This is a genomic window from Antarctobacter sp. (assembly GCF_965277915.1).
In the GTDB taxonomy this organism is placed as follows: domain Bacteria; phylum Pseudomonadota; class Alphaproteobacteria; order Rhodobacterales; family Rhodobacteraceae; genus Antarctobacter.
On record NZ_OZ255849.1, the window covers coordinates 1171577 to 1188671 of the forward strand.

Annotated in this window: 15 protein-coding genes; 9 read left to right on the forward strand and 6 right to left on the reverse strand. The window is 68.6% G+C overall.

Features of this window, described 5'->3' with window-relative positions; genetic code table 11:
- Window positions 1–2 precede the first annotated feature (2 nt).
- From bchO to crtA, 4 genes are read right to left on the reverse strand one after another with little or no spacing between them, the layout of a single operon-like run.
- Entirely contained in the window at window positions 3–893 is an 891-nt protein-coding gene (gene bchO / locus ACQY5B_RS06495) for an alpha/beta fold hydrolase BchO (RefSeq protein WP_420325885.1), read from the reverse strand.
- A gap of 5 nt (window positions 894–898) precedes the next feature.
- Window positions 899–2566, reverse strand: a complete 1668-nt coding sequence (locus ACQY5B_RS06500) for a magnesium chelatase subunit D (protein ID WP_428400349.1) — start codon at window positions 2564–2566, stop codon at window positions 899–901.
- A gap of 5 nt (window positions 2567–2571) precedes the next feature.
- Complete coding sequence (gene bchI, locus ACQY5B_RS06505; protein WP_420325883.1) at window positions 2572–3573, reverse strand: magnesium chelatase ATPase subunit I; 1002 nt, start codon at window positions 3571–3573, stop codon at window positions 2572–2574.
- Window positions 3570–4280, reverse strand: a complete 711-nt coding sequence (gene crtA / locus ACQY5B_RS06510) for a spheroidene monooxygenase (RefSeq protein ID WP_420328697.1) — start codon at window positions 4278–4280, stop codon at window positions 3570–3572. The genes bchI and crtA overlap by 4 nt, the downstream gene beginning before the upstream one ends.
- 125 nt (window positions 4281–4405) lie before the next feature.
- Between crtA and ACQY5B_RS06515 the strand changes: the two genes are divergently transcribed.
- Genes ACQY5B_RS06515 through tspO form a run of 3 tightly spaced genes read left to right on the forward strand, consistent with a single transcriptional unit; the run spans window position 4406 to window position 7476 of the window.
- Window positions 4406–5974: a phytoene desaturase gene (locus ACQY5B_RS06515; protein WP_420325882.1), complete on the forward strand. Its 1569-nt coding sequence runs from the start codon at window positions 4406–4408 to the stop codon at window positions 5972–5974.
- Window positions 5971–7005, forward strand: a complete 1035-nt coding sequence (gene crtB / locus ACQY5B_RS06520; protein ID WP_420325881.1) for a 15-cis-phytoene synthase — start codon at window positions 5971–5973, stop codon at window positions 7003–7005. Before ACQY5B_RS06515 ends, crtB begins: the two co-directional genes overlap by 4 nt.
- A 6-nt stretch (window positions 7006–7011) precedes the next feature.
- Window positions 7012–7476, forward strand: a complete 465-nt coding sequence (gene tspO, locus ACQY5B_RS06525) for a tryptophan-rich sensory protein TspO (protein WP_420325880.1) — start codon at window positions 7012–7014, stop codon at window positions 7474–7476.
- Window positions 7477–7482: 6 nt separating this feature from the next.
- Here tspO and crtC read toward each other — a convergent pair whose 3' ends face one another.
- Complete coding sequence (crtC, locus tag ACQY5B_RS06530; RefSeq protein ID WP_500862041.1) at window positions 7483–8427, reverse strand: carotenoid 1,2-hydratase; 945 nt, start codon at window positions 8425–8427, stop codon at window positions 7483–7485.
- Window positions 8319–9902 carry a 1-hydroxycarotenoid 3,4-desaturase CrtD gene (gene crtD / locus ACQY5B_RS06535; RefSeq protein WP_306043405.1) on the reverse strand — a complete coding sequence of 528 codons (1584 nt, stop codon included), beginning with the start codon at window positions 9900–9902 and terminating at the stop codon, window positions 8319–8321. The genes crtC and crtD overlap by 109 nt, the downstream gene beginning before the upstream one ends.
- 87 nt (window positions 9903–9989) lie before the next feature.
- On the opposite strand from crtD, the gene ACQY5B_RS06540 reads away from it, so the two are divergent.
- From ACQY5B_RS06540 to bchZ, 6 genes are all read left to right on the forward strand, one after another.
- Window positions 9990–10859, forward strand: a complete 870-nt coding sequence (locus tag ACQY5B_RS06540; RefSeq protein WP_420325879.1) for a polyprenyl synthetase family protein — start codon at window positions 9990–9992, stop codon at window positions 10857–10859.
- A gap of 4 nt (window positions 10860–10863) precedes the next feature.
- A complete protein-coding gene (locus tag ACQY5B_RS06545; protein ID WP_420325878.1) occupies window positions 10864–12015 on the forward strand; it encodes a methyltransferase in 1152 nt (383 codons plus the stop codon).
- Between the two features lie 94 nt (window positions 12016–12109).
- Window positions 12110–13051 carry a chlorophyll synthesis pathway protein BchC gene (bchC, locus tag ACQY5B_RS06550; RefSeq protein WP_420325877.1) on the forward strand — a complete coding sequence of 314 codons (942 nt, stop codon included), beginning with the start codon at window positions 12110–12112 and terminating at the stop codon, window positions 13049–13051.
- A complete protein-coding gene (locus tag ACQY5B_RS06555) occupies window positions 13048–14073 on the forward strand; it encodes a chlorophyllide a reductase iron protein subunit X (RefSeq protein WP_420325876.1) in 1026 nt (341 codons plus the stop codon). The genes bchC and ACQY5B_RS06555 overlap by 4 nt, the downstream gene beginning before the upstream one ends.
- Entirely contained in the window at window positions 14060–15559 is a 1500-nt protein-coding gene (bchY, locus tag ACQY5B_RS06560) for a chlorophyllide a reductase subunit Y (protein WP_420325875.1), read from the forward strand. Before ACQY5B_RS06555 ends, bchY begins: the two co-directional genes overlap by 14 nt.
- Window positions 15560–15620: 61 nt before the next feature.
- On the forward strand, window positions 15621–17093 hold the full coding sequence (gene bchZ, locus ACQY5B_RS06565; RefSeq protein ID WP_420325874.1) for a chlorophyllide a reductase subunit Z: 1473 nt from the start codon (window positions 15621–15623) through the stop codon (window positions 17091–17093).
- The last annotated feature ends 2 nt before the right edge of the window (window positions 17094–17095 follow it).

The following is a 17095-nucleotide window of genomic DNA, read 5'->3' on the forward strand; positions in this document are numbered from 1 at the left end:
ACTCACCGCGACTTGGCGGCGGAACCAAGGGTGGGCGGCAGGTCCGACACCCAATCCAGCAGTGGGCGCATCACGGCGTCGGGGTCCTCTTCATGCGCGAGGTGGCCAAGACCGGGAATTGCCCGGAACTGGCCCAGGGGCAGGCGGGCGGCGGCGCGTCGCGAAATCTCGGGCGCCACGGCCTGGTCGCCTTCTGCGGCCAGCATCAGGCAGGGCGTTTCGATCCGGGGCAGCCAGTCCAGCACCGGGTCGACATTCCAGCGGGCCATCATCTGCAGGGTTCCGTCCACATGCTCGCGGTCGGCGGTCAGCCGGGCGTAAAAACCGATGCCTTCGTCGCTCAACCGGCTGCCGGTGCTGGCGATCAGGCGGCGGGTACGCGCCGGGCTGGCCCCTGCGGCCGTAAAGGCCATTGCCGCCAGCGGCGTCGCCGCCATCAGCTTGGCCAGGATCGGAAACAGCCAGCCCGCCGCGCCATCGAACCGCCCCAGCGCGGCGTTCAGGCAGATCACCGCCGGCGCGGGCCGCAGCCTGCGTGCTAGGTTCAGCGCGATGGCCCCCCCGGCGGAATGGCCGATGATCACGGCGGGGTTCCAGCCCTGCGCGGCACATAGCGTGGCTATGTCCTCTGTCATGTGGGTCAGGCTACAACGGGCGCGGCTGCCCAGCCGTGTGAACCCCTGGCCGGGCAGATCCACTGCGACCACCCGGAACTGCCCGGCCAGCAGGGGGATCATGTCGCGCCAGCTGTGGGTCGATGCGCCTGCGCCGTGCAATAGCAGAACCGTGTCGCCGGTCCCGGTTTCCTGCACATGCCAAAGGTGCGGGCGTTGGGCGATGCGGCGCGACAGGCCGCTATGCGGCCAGCCGGGCAGATCCCTGTCCCAGTCCACGGCGGCTATCCCGACAGGGCGGCGTCGGCGGCGGCGCTGATGCGCCGCGCATCGGCGCGCGGCAGGGCGAGGTAGCGAGCATCCAGCCAGCCCGCCAGCTCGGCGCCTTCGGCACCGGGCCGGTTGGCGGTGTCGATCACGATGGCGGGCAGGCCCAGTCCCCGCCACAGGCGGGCCATGTCGCGGGCATCGGCAGCGGCGGCGGCGCGGCCCGGGCTGCCGTTCAGGGCGATGTTTCCGCGCCCGTCCGTCAGCAGCGCCAGGCAGGGGCTTTGCCCGTTGCGCAGCCCTTGCAGCGCCAGGTCATGCGCGGCGCGCAGACCCGCTGCCAAGGGGGTGCCGCCACCGCCGGGCAGGGCGGCGATGCGGCGCTTGGCCTGTACCAGCGACCGGGTCGGCGGAAGGGGCACGTCGGCGCAGGTGTCGCGGAAGGTGACCAGCGCCACGAGATCGCGCTTGGCGTAGGCTTGTGCCAGCAAAAGCTCGACGGCGCCCTTTGCCTCGGCCATACGGGCCAGCGCGGCAGACCCCGAGCTGTCGACCGCCAGGATCACCAGCCGGTCGGAATGCTCCTCGGTCTGGCGCAGGCGCAGGTCGCCGGGGTGGATGATCAGATGTTTCTTGCCGGGCGTCGCCGCGCGCCGCAGCGGTTGCCAGGGCGCGGCCGCGCGCAGCGTTGCCACCACGTCGATCCGTGCGCGCCCGTCCGGGCGACTGGGCCGAGAGGGGAGGGGCCGCCCGCGTCGGTTGCCCTTGCGCTTGCCCCCGGCGCCAAAGCCCTGTCCGCCACCGCGCGTGGGGCCCCCCCGGTCCAGCCGGGTCAGCAGGTCCGGCGGCAGGATGGCGGAAATGGCCTCGACCAGCAATTCGTCCGGGAGATCCTTTATCGCGGCGCCATCGCCCTGCGCCTCGCTCTCGTCTTGCGGTGGCGGTTCCGGGCTGTCGTTGTCGTCCGGTGCCTGGGGGATCTGCGTGGCGCGGCTGGGCAAGACCAGTTCCGCCGCTTCGCGCAGGTGTTCCGCTATTACGCGGTTCCGAAGGTCGAGCGCGGCCAGCGCGCGCGCGCAGCGCAGTGCCAGCAGCGGCGCGCGCAAACCGTGGATGCCAAAGCGCGCGGCCAGGTGGACAAGCTGCGCAAGGTGATCATCCGGCACCTCGACCCTTGGCAGGTGCGCCCGCGCAGCGTCCATGTCCGCCGGGGCTGGCAGGCGCAGCAGGGCGTCCGTGGCCCGGATTTCGGACAGGTCAAGGTGAAAGGCAAGCCGGTCGGTCAGGACCTGCGGCGCGGTCTCGTCCGGGTCGGCGCCCTCGTCCAGCAGGATCAGGCAATGCCCCGTGTCGCCATCCAGCACACCGGCAAGACGCGCTGTCAGCCCGGGCGGGACCCGTTCCGCCATTGGCATGACCAGCGCCGCGGCTCGGGCTACAAGGCCGGGCTGGCGCACCAGTCCTCCGCCCGCAAGCGATGCCGCGACATCGAGTCCGCCAAAGAGCTGGATATCGTCCAGCCCGGGATGGACCCGGCGCAGCGGCAACGGCAATACCCCCAGCCCATCTTCCAGCCGCTGGCGCACAGGGCCGGGCCGTGCCCGGATCACCATGCCGCCCAGCCCCGCCGGGTCGATGGCCAGCGCCGCAAGCGCCCGCTGCGCCCGCATCCAGTCGGAGGGCATGACGGTCATGGCAGGGTCTCGGCGACGACGCGGGCGACCCGCGCGGCCGATCCCGCCTCGTCCAGGGGATCGCGGCGCAACCGGTGGCTCAGCGCCAATGGCGCCACCTGACGCAAGTGGTCGCGGGTGATCGCGGTGTCTTCAAAGGCCGCCTGCGCCCGAGCTGCCCGCAAAAGGGTCAGTTCGCCGCGCAGGCCGTCAGCCCCAAGCGCCATGCTGAGCCGTGCGCAATCTGTCAGCACCTCTTCGGTTGGCGCCGTTCCCGCCAGGGCCGCGCGCGCTTCCAGGATGGCGCTGCGCAGCGCGGCATCCTCGGCCTGCCAGCCGGCCATGAAACCGTCGTGATCGGTTTCAAAGGCATGGCGGCGGCGGATGACCTCCACCCGCTCTTCGATACTGTCGGGAGAGCGGACCTCGACCGAAAGGCCGAACCGGTCCAGCAACTGCGGACGCAGCTCGCCCTCCTCGGGGTTGCCCGAGCCGACAAGGACAAAGCGTGCGGCATGGCGGATCGACAAACCCTCGCGCTCAACGGCGTTGAGGCCCGATTGTGCCACGTCCAGCAAGAGGTCGACGATGTGATCCTCCAGCAGGTTGACCTCGTCGATATAGAGATAGCCTCGATTGGCCCTTGCCAGCAGACCGGGTTCAAAGGCCTTTTCGCCACGGGTCAGGGCACGCTCGATATCCAGCGCGCCGGTCACGCGGTCCTCGGTCACGCCCAGCGGAAGGTCCACGACCGGGGTCGGGCGTTCCGTCAATGTCTCGTCGACGGGACCAGCCCAGTCGGGGACATCATCCAGTTGCGCGGAATTGACCGGGCAGCCCGCAACAACGGTGATCGGCGGCAAAAGCGCGGCCAGGGCGCGCACGGCGGTGGACTTGCCGGTGCCCCGGTCGCCGAAGACCAGCACGCCGCCCAGCCCGGGGTCGATGGCGGTCAGGATCATCGCCTGCTTCATCTGGTCCTGGCCGACGATGGCCGAAAAGGGAAAGCTCTGGGTCATGGCTTCGGTCCGGCTGGTGTCAGGTGAGGCCCGCCCGGCCAGCGACCGCTGGCGCCGAGGATGCGGAACCGGGCGTAGAGCTCCTCACGGAACCAGTCGCCCTCGCGCACGGCGCGTATGGCGCGGGCATGTGGGCCGTCGGCGCGGGCAAAGCGGGACATGCTGGCGCTGTCGGGCCAGATCGAAAAGGTCACCTGGTGCAGCAGGGGAACCTCTCCGATGCCGATCTTGAAGGAGACGGCGGGGTCGGTCCCGATGGCGGCGCTGATGTCTGGAACCCGGCGCCAGAACCGCCAGAGGTTTGACACCCGCAGCGTGGCCCGGGTCAGCGCCGCGACGGGGCCGGGTACGGCCGTTGTGTCGCCCACCTCGAACGGGCTTTGCCGTGACCAGGCCCCACGGACCGAAACCGGGGACAGGAACACGGTCCAGCTGTCTTCAGCGCGTCTGTGATACCGCCGATAGACCGGGGCGTCGCGGGTCTGGCGCCGGGCGCTTTGCAGGTCCGGCCACGTAGCAAGGATCGCGTAGACCCCGGTTTCCGGCAGTGGCGTAAAGCCTTCGCCCGTGCCCGAGCCGCAGAGCTTCCAGAAGCCGATGCCTTCGGTCCGACGCAGGGCCGGGCGCGCAAGGCCCATCATCGCAAAGGCCCAGAGCCGGCTGACCCCGTGCGGAAAGCGAAAGAAACTCAGGCTGACGACCTGGATGGCCTTTCCTCCTCTTGGCTGGCCTTCCTTGGCTGGTGTCAGGGTACCCTGACATGGAAACCCCTCTTAGAGAAGGGGTTCGATACGAGATTGTCAATTTAGAATTACACATGTAGGCTTGGGTAATGTTTACAGGCGCAGACTCCTTTCATAGCCACAGGCCGGTCGATCCCGAGGCGCCGCAGGCGCTCGTTGTAGGGGCGGGGCTGGGCGGCCTTGCCGCCGCGATGCGGCTGGGCACCCGGGGGTATCGCGTCACGGTTCTGGACCGGCTGGACACGCCCGGCGGGCGTGGATCGGCCATCCATCAGGGTGGGCACCGTTTCGACCTCGGCCCGACGATCGTCACCGTGCCGCAGGTGTTTCGCGATCTCTGGGCAGCCTGCGGGCGGCGTTTCGACGATGACGTTGACCTGCGTCCGCTCGATCCCTTCTACGAGATCCGCTGGCCGGACGGGGCGCGGTTTCGGGTTGGCCCGGACCCCGGGACGATGCGGCAGGAGGTGGCGCGCCTCTCGCCCGGCGACCTCGCGGGATACGCCCGGTTCCTGCGCGACAGTGAAGAACGCTACCGGATCGGGTTCGAGGACCTGGGCCGTCGCCCGATGCATCGGCTGGCCGACCTGATCCGCGTGCTGCCGACATTTGCGCGCCTGCGGGCGGATCGGTCGGTCTATGGCCACGCGGCGCGCTGCGTGCGGGACGAGAGGTTGCGCATGGCGCTGTCCTTTCATCCGCTATTCATCGGTGGCGACCCTTGTCATGTCACTTCGATCTATGCGCTGGTGAACCATCTAGAATCCGCCTTCGGCGTGCATTACGCGATGGGGGGCGTGGCCCGGATCGCAGAGGCGATGGCCAATGTCGTGACAGGGCAGGGCGGGGTGATCCGCCAGCGGGCCGAGGTCGATGAAATTCGGGTCGAGCGCGGGCGCGCCCGGGGCGTCAGGCTGACCGGGGGCGAGGAGGTGCCTGGGGATATCGTGGTCTCGAACGCCGATGCCGGGCACACTTACGACCATCTTCTGCGCGGCCATGGCCGACGCCGCTGGACCTCGCCGCGACTGCGCCGCACACGCTGGTCGATGAGCCTGTTTGTCTGGTACTTCGGCACCCGTGGTACGCGCGGCAAATGGCAGGACGTGGGTCACCACACGATCCTCAACGGTCCGCGCTACCGCGGGTTGCTGCGCGATGTCTTCATCAAGGGCCACCTGGCCGAGGATATGAGCCTTTATGTCCATCGTCCCAGCATCACCGATCCCGGTGTCGCCCCTGATGGCGGCGACACCTTTTACGCGCTCAGTCCCGTGCCGCACCTTGGTCACAAGACGCGTGTCGACTGGTCGAATATGGCTGGGCGCTACCGGGACCGCGTTCGCAAGGTGTTGGAACGGGAATTGCTGCCGGGGCTGTCCGAGCACCTGACCCAGTCGCTGGTCTTTACGCCAGAGACCTTCCGGGACCGGTATCTCAGCCCTCATGGCGCGGCCTTCTCGATAGAGCCGCGTATCCTGCAAAGCGCCTGGTTCCGCCCACACAACATCAGCGAAGAGGTGCAGGGCCTCTACCTGGTGGGCGCGGGCACGCATCCCGGTGCCGGTCTGCCGGGCGTTGTCGGCAGCGCCGAGATCCTGGACCAGTTGGTGCCTGATGCCCAAGCGGTGCCGAGCCTGCCGGTGGCGGCGGAATGATCGCGCCAGATGACATGGCCCATTGCGTCGAGGCGATCCGGCACGGGTCGCGGTCGTTCCATGCGGCATCGCGGCTCTTGCCGACCCGGGTGCGCGAGCCGGCTTTGGCGCTTTATTCCTTCTGCCGCCTGGCGGATGACGCGGTGGATTTGCAACTGGAAAAGGCGGATGCCGTCCTGCGCCTGCATGACAGGCTGGACCGGGCCTATGCGGGCCGCCCCCTCGATGCGCCCGCCGACCGCGCGTTTGCCGCCGTGATCGAGGATTTCGACATGCCGCGCGCCTTGCCGGATGCCCTGCTCGAGGGGCTGGCCTGGGATGCGATGGGCCGCCGCTATGCCACCCTGTCGGAGTTGCGCGCCTATTCGGCCCGTGTCGCCTCGGCCGTGGGGGCGATGATGTGCGTGCTGATGCGGGTACGCGACCGTGATGCGCTGGCCCGGGCCTGCGACCTGGGGGTCGCCATGCAGTTGACCAACATCGCACGCGACGTTGGCGAGGATGCGCGCGAGGGGCGGCTCTATTTGCCGACCGACTGGCTGCAGGGGGCGGGCGTCGACCCCGCCGACCTGTTGCGCAAGCCGCGTGCGTCGCCGGAACTGGCCTTGGTCCTGAAGCGCTTGCTGCGCGAAGCCGGGCAACTGTACCACCGGTCAGAGGCCGGGATTGCCGCGCTGCCTCTCTCGACGCGTCCGGGGATCTTTGCGGCGCGGTTCATCTATGCCGGGATCGGCGGCGCGGTGGTACGCAACGGGTATGACTCCATCACCCGGCGCGCCCGGACTACGGGGGCGCAAAAACTGGGTTGGCTGATGCTGTCGGGCCTGCGCGCGGGTCTGACGGTGGCGCTGCCGCGCTCGGCGGTGATCCATGCGCGCACGTTGCCGGAAACCGATTTCCTGGTGCGCGCCGCCGCCAAGGACGCCGCGCCGGACTGGAGCGAGAGCCTGCACGAGGCGCTGGTCGCGCTGAAAATGCAGGAACAAAACCGCCGCGCGCCGTTGATGGCGCCCATGCCCGCCGCTAGGTAGAAGAGCATGTTCTGGATAACCTTCCTGATCTTTCTCGCAGCCTGTTTCGCGGCGGGGGCCACCGGCGGAATGTTTCCGCCGGGCGACTGGTATCGGTCTCTGGACAAGCCGCGCTGGACGCCGCCGGACTGGGCCTTTCCGGTGACCTGGACCACGCTCTATCTGCTGATGGCCTTTGCGGGTGCGCGGGTGGCCCTGGCGCCGGACAATGGCCTTGCCCTGGCCTTCTGGGCTCTTCAGATCGCGCTCAACACCCTGTGGACGCCGGTCTTTTTCGGGCTGCGGCGGATGCGGGCAGGACTGGTGGTGCTCAGCGCGCTCTGGCTTGCGGTGGCGGCCTGCCTGGTTGCGCTCTGGCAGGTCGATGCCTGGGCGGGCCTGGCCTTTGTGCCGTATCTCTGCTGGGTCTCCGTGGCTTGGGCGCTGAACCTGTCGGTCTTGCGCCGCAACCCGGACGTGGCACCAGCCTGACCTGTTTCAGGTGTCTGGGCCGAAGGACCAGCACGCCCTGCGCGGGACGCGCAGCGCCAGCATCGGCTTGACCAGCGCAGACCGAAAACGGCGCAGGTCCAGTGCCTCGTGGACGCCGGTCGTCTCCGTCCCGTCCAGCCGGGTCGTCACCATGCTGCGGCTGTAAAAGGGCGCGTCCAGCATGTTCTGTACCTGCCGCGGCGCTTGACCGGGGTCGGCCCGCGTCTGCCGCGCCACCTGCCAGAGCGAGCGTCGCAACCGCGCCGGGGGCGGCGGTGTCACCGACCGGGCCGGGCCCTCCGCGTCAAAGCGGATCGCCGTGGCCAGCGAACTCCCGTCCCGTCGCCGGGCGTCGTAGAAACAGGTGCTGCCCGAGCCGGTGGGAAAGCGCCCCCACGTCCAGTTGTCGAAATCCTCTTCCAGCGCCCGGGTACCGAAATTGCCATCGAAATAGCCATGCCCCTGCCAGCGCCAGCCGGGTGCGTCCAGGTCGACGTCGATGTGGCAGGTCGGCGCGAAGGGCCGCCAGACATGCGCCCCGTCCGGCGTCAGGGGCAGTTCGACCTGCGTCAGGGCCGAGGGCGTCACCGTGATGCGCCCGCGCAGGCGCCCGAACAGGGGGGGCACGCCGCGCTCGTCGACACGGATGTCCAACTGGCCGTCCTGCCAGTGCAGCGAGGACGGGCCGATGGTCAGGCTTTGTGGCGTTTGCCGCAGCGCGCCGCGCCCCCTGTCCGTCATGGCAAAGCGCCCGCCCGGTCCATAGGTGGCGACGTTCAGACAGATATGATTCTCTGGGTCGCGCCGCCCGGACCAGGCGTACCAGGGCGAAAACACCGAACCTATGAAGGCGATGACGCTGACCGCCCGCCCGCCGCCGTCGCGGATGCCGTCGACGTACCACCAGGCGTAGCCGTTCGGGGGGACGGCAAGGGCGAAGTTCGGTCGCACAAGATCGCCTCGGCCGCGTGCCGGGCGGAGAGCATGGCCATCGGGACACCCGCCCCCGGATGCGCCCCGCCGCCCGCCAGGTAGAGCCCCGGCACCGGGCTGCGGGCCTTCGGTCTCTGAAAGGCGGCCATCAGCGCCTCCGGGCTCTGCCCGTAGAGTGCGCCTTGCGAGGCGGGAAACAGGCTCTCGAACCCCGTCGGGGTGGTCAGGCTTTGCGCGTCCGGCATCGGGGCAAAGTGCAGCCCCGCCCTGGTCAGGGTGTCGAAACAACGGGTGCGGCATTGGTCTGGCTCCTGGTCGGGGGCGGGAAGCGGCGGGGCGTTCGCGATGATCTCGAACCGTTCGAGATCCGGTGGCGGTGCAAGTCCGCCCCGGTCCATCGCGCAGATGTACAGCGTGGGATCCGCGACCAGCGTCCCACGCGACAGGGCGTCGAATTCAGGTTTCGGATCGGCGCGAAAGAAGACGTTGTGATGGGCCAGCTCCACCCCCCGGGCCCGTGCCGCGAAAGCCCAGACCTGGGCCGACAGGCTGCGTTGGCGTTTGCCGCTCTGGCCGCCCGCGGGAACAGCCTCCGGACCCAGGGCGCCGATTGCCAGCGCCCGGGGGTCGCCGTTGAACAGGACACGCTTTGCCCGCAGCGTTCTGCCATCTGCGAGGGTGACGCCCCGCGCGCGGCCACCGGTGATGTCGATCCGGGCCACATGGGCGTTGTGGAAAAACCGTGCCGCGCGCGTGCGCGCGATCCCTTCCAGCGCCTGGGCCAGCCGGTGCATCCCGCCCGCGATTTTCCAGACGCCCGCGAATTCCGCCTGCCAGATCAGCGACAGCAGGGCAGGGGCGCGATAGGGCGAGGCGCCGACATAGGTGGCATAGCGCCCGAACAGCTGCGCCAGACGCGGATCGTCGAATGTCCTCACCAGAAGCGAGGCCAGGCTGCGATGCGGGGCCATGTGGCGCAAAAGGCCGGGCGCGCGCAGGGTTCGGCCCGCGAGCGCGGCCAGCGAGGGATCAGGTGCCTGCATCACCGGGCCGTCAAAGGCCTCGAACAGGGCGCGCGCCCTGTCGCAGAAGGCGCGGAACTGCGCCACGGCGGGGGCGCCGCCGAAGGCGCGCAGCGCCTCCAGGTTATCCGGTTCGCTGTCGAAGAGGTCCAGCCGCGACCCGTCCGGCCAGAAGTGCCGCGCGATCAGGGGTTGGCGGATCAGCTCCAGGTGCGCATCCAGCCGCTCGTCCAGGCTGGTGAACAGGTTGTCGAGCACGGGACGCAAGGTCAGAACGGTTGGGCCCGCGTCCACCGGCCCGGCGGGCGAGGGCAGGCAGCGCATCTTGCCGCCGGAACGCTGGGCGCGTTCGACCACCGTGATCCGAAGGCCGGCGTGGGCCAGCCGCGCGGCGGCGGCCAGCCCACCGATCCCGGCGCCGACGATAAGGACGTCGCACCCCTGATGCGTGCTGAACCCGGAAGGCGTCATGCGGCAATTATTGACTCGGTGCCTGGATGTGTCCAGTATAATTGACACAACAAATGTAATTTCATAATTACATACTGGAGGTGGCCCATGCCCATGACCGCACGGATCGAAAGGGCGATAGCCCGGGCGTTGGCGCTGTCGCAAGGGGCGGCGGCCCCGGCGAAACTGGCCTCTGCCTTGCCGTATGCCACACAGCCCGGTGGCGCACGCATCCGCCCGACGATCCTCTTGTCGGTGGCGACCTCCTGTGGCGATGACCGACCCGCGCTGGCCGATGCCGCCGCGGCCGCGCTGGAACTGATCCATTGCGCCAGTCTGGTGCATGACGATCTGCCCTGTTTCGACGACGCGGACCTGCGGCGCGGCAAACCGTCGGTGCATCGCGCCTATTCCGAGCCGCTGGCGGTGCTGACCGGCGATAGCCTCATCATCCTGGCCTTCGAGGTGCTGGCGCGGGCGACGGTGGATCATACCGACCGGGGGGCGCAACTGCTCCTGGCGCTCAGCCGGCGCACGGGGATGCCCGGAGGCATCTGCGCCGGGCAGGGTTGGGAAAGCGAGGCAGAGATCGACCTTGGCGCCTATCACCGCTCCAAAACGGCGGCGCTGTTCATCGCGGCGACCGAAATGGGGGCCATCGCGGCGGGCCACGCCCCCGAAGAATGGCTGGACCTGGGTGCCCTCATCGGTGAGGCCTTCCAGGTGGCCGACGATCTGCGCGATGCCCTGCTGGACGAAGAGTCGCTGGGCAAGCCGGTAGGGCAGGATGACCTGCACTGTCGGCCCAACGCGGTCTGCGAAATGGGCATCGGCGGGGCGGTCGATCACCTCTCCAAGATCCTCGCGGCGGCCATCGCCTCGATCCCCTCCTGCCCGGGGGAGGCCATGTTGGCGCAGATGGTCAGCCACCAGGCGGACAAGATCATGCCGGCCGTGCCCGCGCGCTACCGGGCCTGAGCGGGTGGTGGCCTCCGCCGACCAGCCCGGCCCGCGCCGCAGGCGTCGCGGCGGCTGGCTGGCGCGGCTGGTGTCGCGCCCCGGCGTGCAGGACTGGGCGGCGCGGCTGCCCTTCGGGGCTCGTCTTGCCCGGCGTGATGGGGCAGAGATCTTCGACATATTGCAAGGGTTCGTCTCGGCCCAGGTGCTGGCAGCCCTTGTCGAGCTTGGCGTGCTGGACCGCCTACTGGACGGTGCCCAACCGCCCGATGTGCTGGGGGCAGAGACCGGCATCGCAGCGGACCGCATGGCGGCGCTGCTGCAGGCGGGGGCGGCGTTGGGCCTGTTGCGGCGGCGGCGGGATGGCGCCTTTGGTCTCGCCCGCAAGGGGGCGGCGATCCTTGGCGTTCCCGGCCTGACCGGAATGATCCGTCACAACCGCGCCTTCTATGCCGACATGGCCGATCCGGTTGCGCTCTTGCGGGGGGAGGCTGAGACGCAGATGGCGCGATTCTGGCCCTATGTCCTCGGCCAGACCGGGGAAATCCCGGCCGAGGTCGCGGCGCGCTATTCCGATCTCATGGCCCGCTCGCAGCGTTTGGTTGCGCAGGACACCCTGCGGGCGGTTTCATTGAAAGATGTCTCGCGGTTGATGGATGTGGGCGGCGGGGCCGGGGTTTTCCTGGCCGAAGCCCTGCGGCGCCATCGCGGTCTGAGGGGGGTGTTGTTCGATCTGCCGGGGGTCATGCCGCTGGCAGAGGCGGAACTGACCCGTGCCGGTCTGGCGAACCGAGTCGCCCTGGCGCCCGGCAGTTTCCGAGAGAACGCGCTGCCCCGGGGGGCGGATGCCATTTCCTTGGTGCGGGTTCTCTACGACCACGACGACACGACCGTGCGCGCCCTGCTGGCCTCCGTGCTGGAAACTCTGCCACCCGGCGGGCGCCTGATCGTGTCGGAACCGATGTCGGGTGGTGCGCGGCCGGATCGGGCGACGGATGTTTATTTTTCCTTTTACACCATGTCGATGGGCACCGGGCGGGTCCGCTCTGCCGGCCGCATCGCCGCCCTGTGCAGGGAGGCCGGGTTCGATGGCATCGAGGGGCCATACACGGCGCGTCCCTACATCACCTCTGTCCTCGTGGCACGGCGTCCTGACAATCAAGAGTGTAAAGTTTAATTGACACATATTTGCGTCGTGTTACCCTGACATTTGAGAACGGCCGCGACGGCGACGCCCGCCGCGCGGACGAAAAAATGGGGGAGGGGCGAACATGCAGACACGCGCTGTCCTTCTGAATGGTCCAGGGGATCTTTCCCTGGAACAGCTCGACCTCAAGGTGCCCGGCGCGGGCGACATCGTGGTCGAGATCGCGCATTCGGGGATTTCCACCGGCACCGAAAAACTGTTCTGGTTCGGCGCCATGCCGCCCTTTCCGGGCATGGGCTATCCGCTGGTGCCCGGCTACGAGGCCGCAGGAGAAGTGGTCGAAACCGCGTCCGGCACCGGTTTTCGCCCCGGCGACCGGGTCTTTGTGCCCGGGGCCGATTGTTTCGACGGAGCCTATGGCCTGTTCGGTGGGGCGGCGGGCGTGCTGGTCACCGACGCCGCGCGGGTCACGCGCATAGATCCCGCCCTGGGGGCCGAAGGCGCCTTGCTGGCGCTGGCCGCCACCGCGCGGCACGCGATGGCGGGCCTGGAAAAGCGGATGCCCGAGCTGATCGTCGGTCACGGGGTCCTTGGCCGCCTGCTGGCGCGCCTGACCGTGGCGGCCGGTGCCCCGGCGCCCATCGTCTGGGAGTGCCAGGCCAATCGTCTTCAGGGCGCCGAGGGCTATGAGGTCATAGCGCCCGAGGACGATCCCCGCCGCGACTACAGCGCGATATACGACGCTTCCGGCAATGCCGCGATCCTCGACGAGCTGATCGGACGCCTTGCGAAGGGCGGCGAGATCGTCCTGGCCGGGTTCTATCCTGACGGCCTGCACTTTGCCTTTCCGCCCGCCTTCATGCGCGAGGCCCGCCTGCGGGTCGCCGCGGAATGGCAGCGCGAGGACCTCGTCGCCGTGCGCGCCCTCGTGGAAAGCGGCGCGCTGTCTCTGGCCGGGCTGATCTCTCATGCGGTGCCGGCCGAGCGGGCCGCCGGGGCTTACCGGACCGCCTTCGAGGACCCGGCCTGCCTGAAAATGATACTCAACTGGAAGGAAGCAGCGTGAAGGACGACGTGCAGAAACACACCGAGACCGACGTGCCCGACCTCAAGACCTTCGACCAGAGGCTGCGCGACGAAGCGCAGGAGGACCTGGCCGACCTGATCACCGAGGAACCGACCAGCAAGACCCAGATCATCGCGATCTACGGCAAGGGCGGCATCGGCAAGTCCTTCACCCTGGCCAATCTCAGCCACATGATGGCCGAACAGGGCAAGCGCGTGCTGCTGATCGGGTGCGATCCGAAATCGGACACGACCTCACTGCTCTTTGGCGGCAAGGCATGCCCGACGATCATCGAGACCTCGACCAAGAAAAAGCTGGCCGGTGAAGAGGTCCAGATCGGCGATGTCTGTTTCAAGCGCGGCGGTGTCTTCGCGATGGAACTGGGCGGCCCCGAGGTGGGGCGCGGCTGTGGCGGACGCGGCATCATCCACGGGTTCGAACTGCTGGAAAAGCTGGGGTTCCACGACTGGGACTTCGACTATGTCCTGCTGGATTTCCTGGGCGATGTCGTCTGCGGCGGTTTCGGCCTGCCGATCGCGCGGGACATGGCGCAGAAGGTGATCCTCGTCGCCTCGAACGACCTGCAATCGCTTTATGTCGCCAACAACGTCTGCTCGGCGGTGGAATACTTCCGCAAGCTGGGCGGCAACGTCGGCGTGGCGGGCCTGGTCGTCAACAAGGACGATCTTTCGGGCGAGGCGCAGGCCTTTGCCAGGGCCGTGGACATCCCGGTGCTGGCGGCGATCCCGCAGGACGACGACCTGCGCAAGAAATCCGCGAACTACCAGATCGTCGGCACGGCACAAAGCCAATGGGGCGAGCTGTTCGCCGGCCTGTCTCAGGCGGTCTCGGACGCGCCGCCGGTACGGCCCGCGCCGCTGGATCAGGACGCCCTGCTGGCGCTCTTCGACGGTTCGGACACCGGGGCGGGCGTGACGCTGGTCCCTGCCACCGATGCCGACATGCGCGGCAAGAACGCCAATCCGGTGGAGTCGCTGGAGGTGATCTATGACGACGCCTGAACCAACCAGCCCGGGGGGCGACGGTTGCCATTCCGCCGCCGACCTGGACCGGGTCGCGCGCAGCGCCGGTCAAAGCGAGTTGCTGGATCAATACGCCCGCGACTACCCGCAAGGCCCCCATGACAAACCGCAAAGCATGTGTCCGGCCTTCGGCTCGTTGCGCGTGGGGCTGCGGATGAAACGGGTGGCCACGGTTCTGTCCGGGTCGGCCTGCTGTGTCTACGGGTTGACCTTCGTGTCGCATTTCTACGGGGCGCGGAGGTCGGTGGGCTACGTGCCTTTCGATTCCGAAAGCCTGGTGACCGGCAAGCTGTTCGAGGACATCCGCGAGGCGGTGCACAAGCTTGCCGATCCGGACCGTTTCGACGCCATCGTGGTCACGAACCTCTGTGTGCCGACCGCTTCCGGCGTGCCGCTGCGGCTGCTTCCGGACGAGATCGACGGTGTGCGCATCGTGGGCATCGACGTGCCGGGCTTCGGCATTCCCACCCATGCCGAGGCCAAGGACGTGCTGGCGGGCGCGATGCTCAACTATGCCCGTCGCGAGGTCGAGGCCGGGCCGGTGGCGGCGCCCGAGGGCGGCGTATCCGACCTGCCCACCGTGACCCTGCTGGGAGAAATGTTTCCCGCCGATCCGATGATGATTGGCGCGATGCTGGCACCGATGGGACTGGCCGCCGGACCCGTGGTGCCGTGCCGAGAGTGGCGCGAGCTGTACGCGGCTCTGGACTGTGGCGCCGTCGCTGCCATCCATCCCTTTTATACCGCTGCCGTGCGCGAGTTCCAGGCCGCCGGGCGCCCGATCGTGGGCAGCGCGCCCGTGGGCCATTACGGCACGGCCGCCTGGCTGGCCAGCATCGGCGAGGCCTTTGGTCTGTCAACGAACAGGGTGGCCGCCGCACAGAATGCCTTTTTGCCCGCGATCCGGAGGGCGCTGGAGGCGGCCCCGATCAAGGGGCGGATCACGCTGTCGGGCTACGAGGGCAGCGAACTGCTGGTGGCACGCCTGCTGATCGAAAGCGGCGCCGAGGTGCCCTATGTCGGGACCGCCTGCGCGAAATCCCCCTGGTCCGCGGCAGATGCCGAATGGCTGCGCGCCCGGGGCGTGTCGGTGAGGTTCCGCGCCTCGCTGGAGGATGACCTGGCCGCGATGGAAGGGCTGCGCCCGGACCTCGCCATCGGCACGACGCCGGTGGTGCAAAAGGCCAAGGCGCTGGGCATTCCCGCGCTATACTTCACCAACCTGATCTCGGCCCGGCCCCTGATGGGACCGGCGGGGGCGGGGAGCCTGGCCGAGGTCGTGAATGCGGCCATCGGCAACAAGCGCCGCATGGACCGGATGAAGGCCTTTTTCGAAGGCGTCGGCGAAGGCGATACTGCGGGGGTCTGGGAGGGCGCGCCCAAACTGCGCCCGGATTTCCGCGCGCTGAACCTCAAGAAACTGGAAAAGAAGGCTCGCGCCGCCAAGGCGGAGCAGATGATATGAGGGGGGGGACATTTCATATTCGGCCGCCTCTACGCCCTGCTGCCAGCCGGGGAGGTGCTCCATGCTGATTCAGGATCACGACAGGGCCGGGGGGTACTGGGGCGCGGTCTATGCGTTCTGTGCCGTCAAGGGCCTGCAGGTCATCATCGACGGCCCCGTGGGCTGCGAGAACCTGCCCGTCACCTCCGTCCTGCACTACACCGATGCGCTGCCGCCGCATGAACTGCCCATCGTGGTCAGCGGGCTGGGCGAGGAGGAACTGGGCCGTGACGGCACAGAGGGCGCGATGAAACGTGCCTGGGGTACGCTGGATCCGGCGCTGCCCGCCGTGGTCGTCACCGGCTCGATCGCCGAGATGATCGGCGGCGGGGTCACGCCCCAGGGCACCAGCATTCAGCGCTTCCTGCCGCGCACCATCGACGAGGACCAGTGGCAGGCCGCCGACCGGGCGATGACCTGGCTGTTCACCGAATTCGGCATGACCAAGGGGCGGATGCCCAAAGAGAAAAAGCGCGAGCAAGGGGCGCCACCCCGGGTCAATATCCTTGGCCCCACGTACGGCGTCTTCAACATGCCCAGCGACCTGGCCGAGATCCGTCGCCTCGTTGAGGGGATCGGCGCAGAGGTCAACATGGTGATGCCCATGGGGGCCCACCTGGCCGAGATGCGCAACCTGGTGAATGCCGACGCCAACGTCGTCATGTACCGTGAATACGGGCGCGGCCTGGCCGAGGTGCTGGGCAAACCCTACCTGCAGGCCCCCATCGGGGTCGAAAGCACGACGCTGTTCCTGCGCAAGCTGGGTGAGCTGCTGGAGCTCGATCCCGAACCCTTCATCGAGCGCGAGAAACACTCGACCATAAAGCCGGTCTGGGACCTCTGGCGATCGGTTACGCAGGATTTCTTTGCCACCGCGACTTTCGGCATCGTCGCCGGTGAGACCTATGCCCGCGGCATCCGCCAGTACCTGGAGGGCGACCTGGGCCTGCCCTGCGCCTTTGCCGTTTCGCGTTGCGCGGGGAAAAAGACCGACAACGACGCGATCCGCGCCATGATCGCCCGCGACCGGCCACTGGTGCTGCTGGGGTCGATCAACGAGAAGATGTACATGGCAGAGCTGAAGTCCGGTTACGGACCCAGCCCCGCCTTCATCCCGGCCAGCTTTCCCGGCGCCGCGATCCGCCGCGCCACCGGCACGCCGATAATGGGCTACGCCGGGGCCACCTACCTGTTGCAGGAGGTCTGCAACGGCCTGTTCGACGCACTGTTCCACATCCTGCCGCTGGGCTCCGAGATGGACGCGGTACAGGCGACGCCGACACCGCTGCACCGAAACCTGCCCTGGGACAAGGATGCCAGCCGCGCGCTGGACCGCCTTGTGGCCGCGCATCCGGTACTGACACGCATTTCCGCGGCCAAGACGCTGCGCGACGCCGCCGAGGAGGACGCACAGCGCGCGGGCGCCGAGCGCGTGGCCCTGGCCGCTGTCGAGAGAGTTTCTGGCCTAGCCGGCCCATTCCAAAAGGAGGACTGACC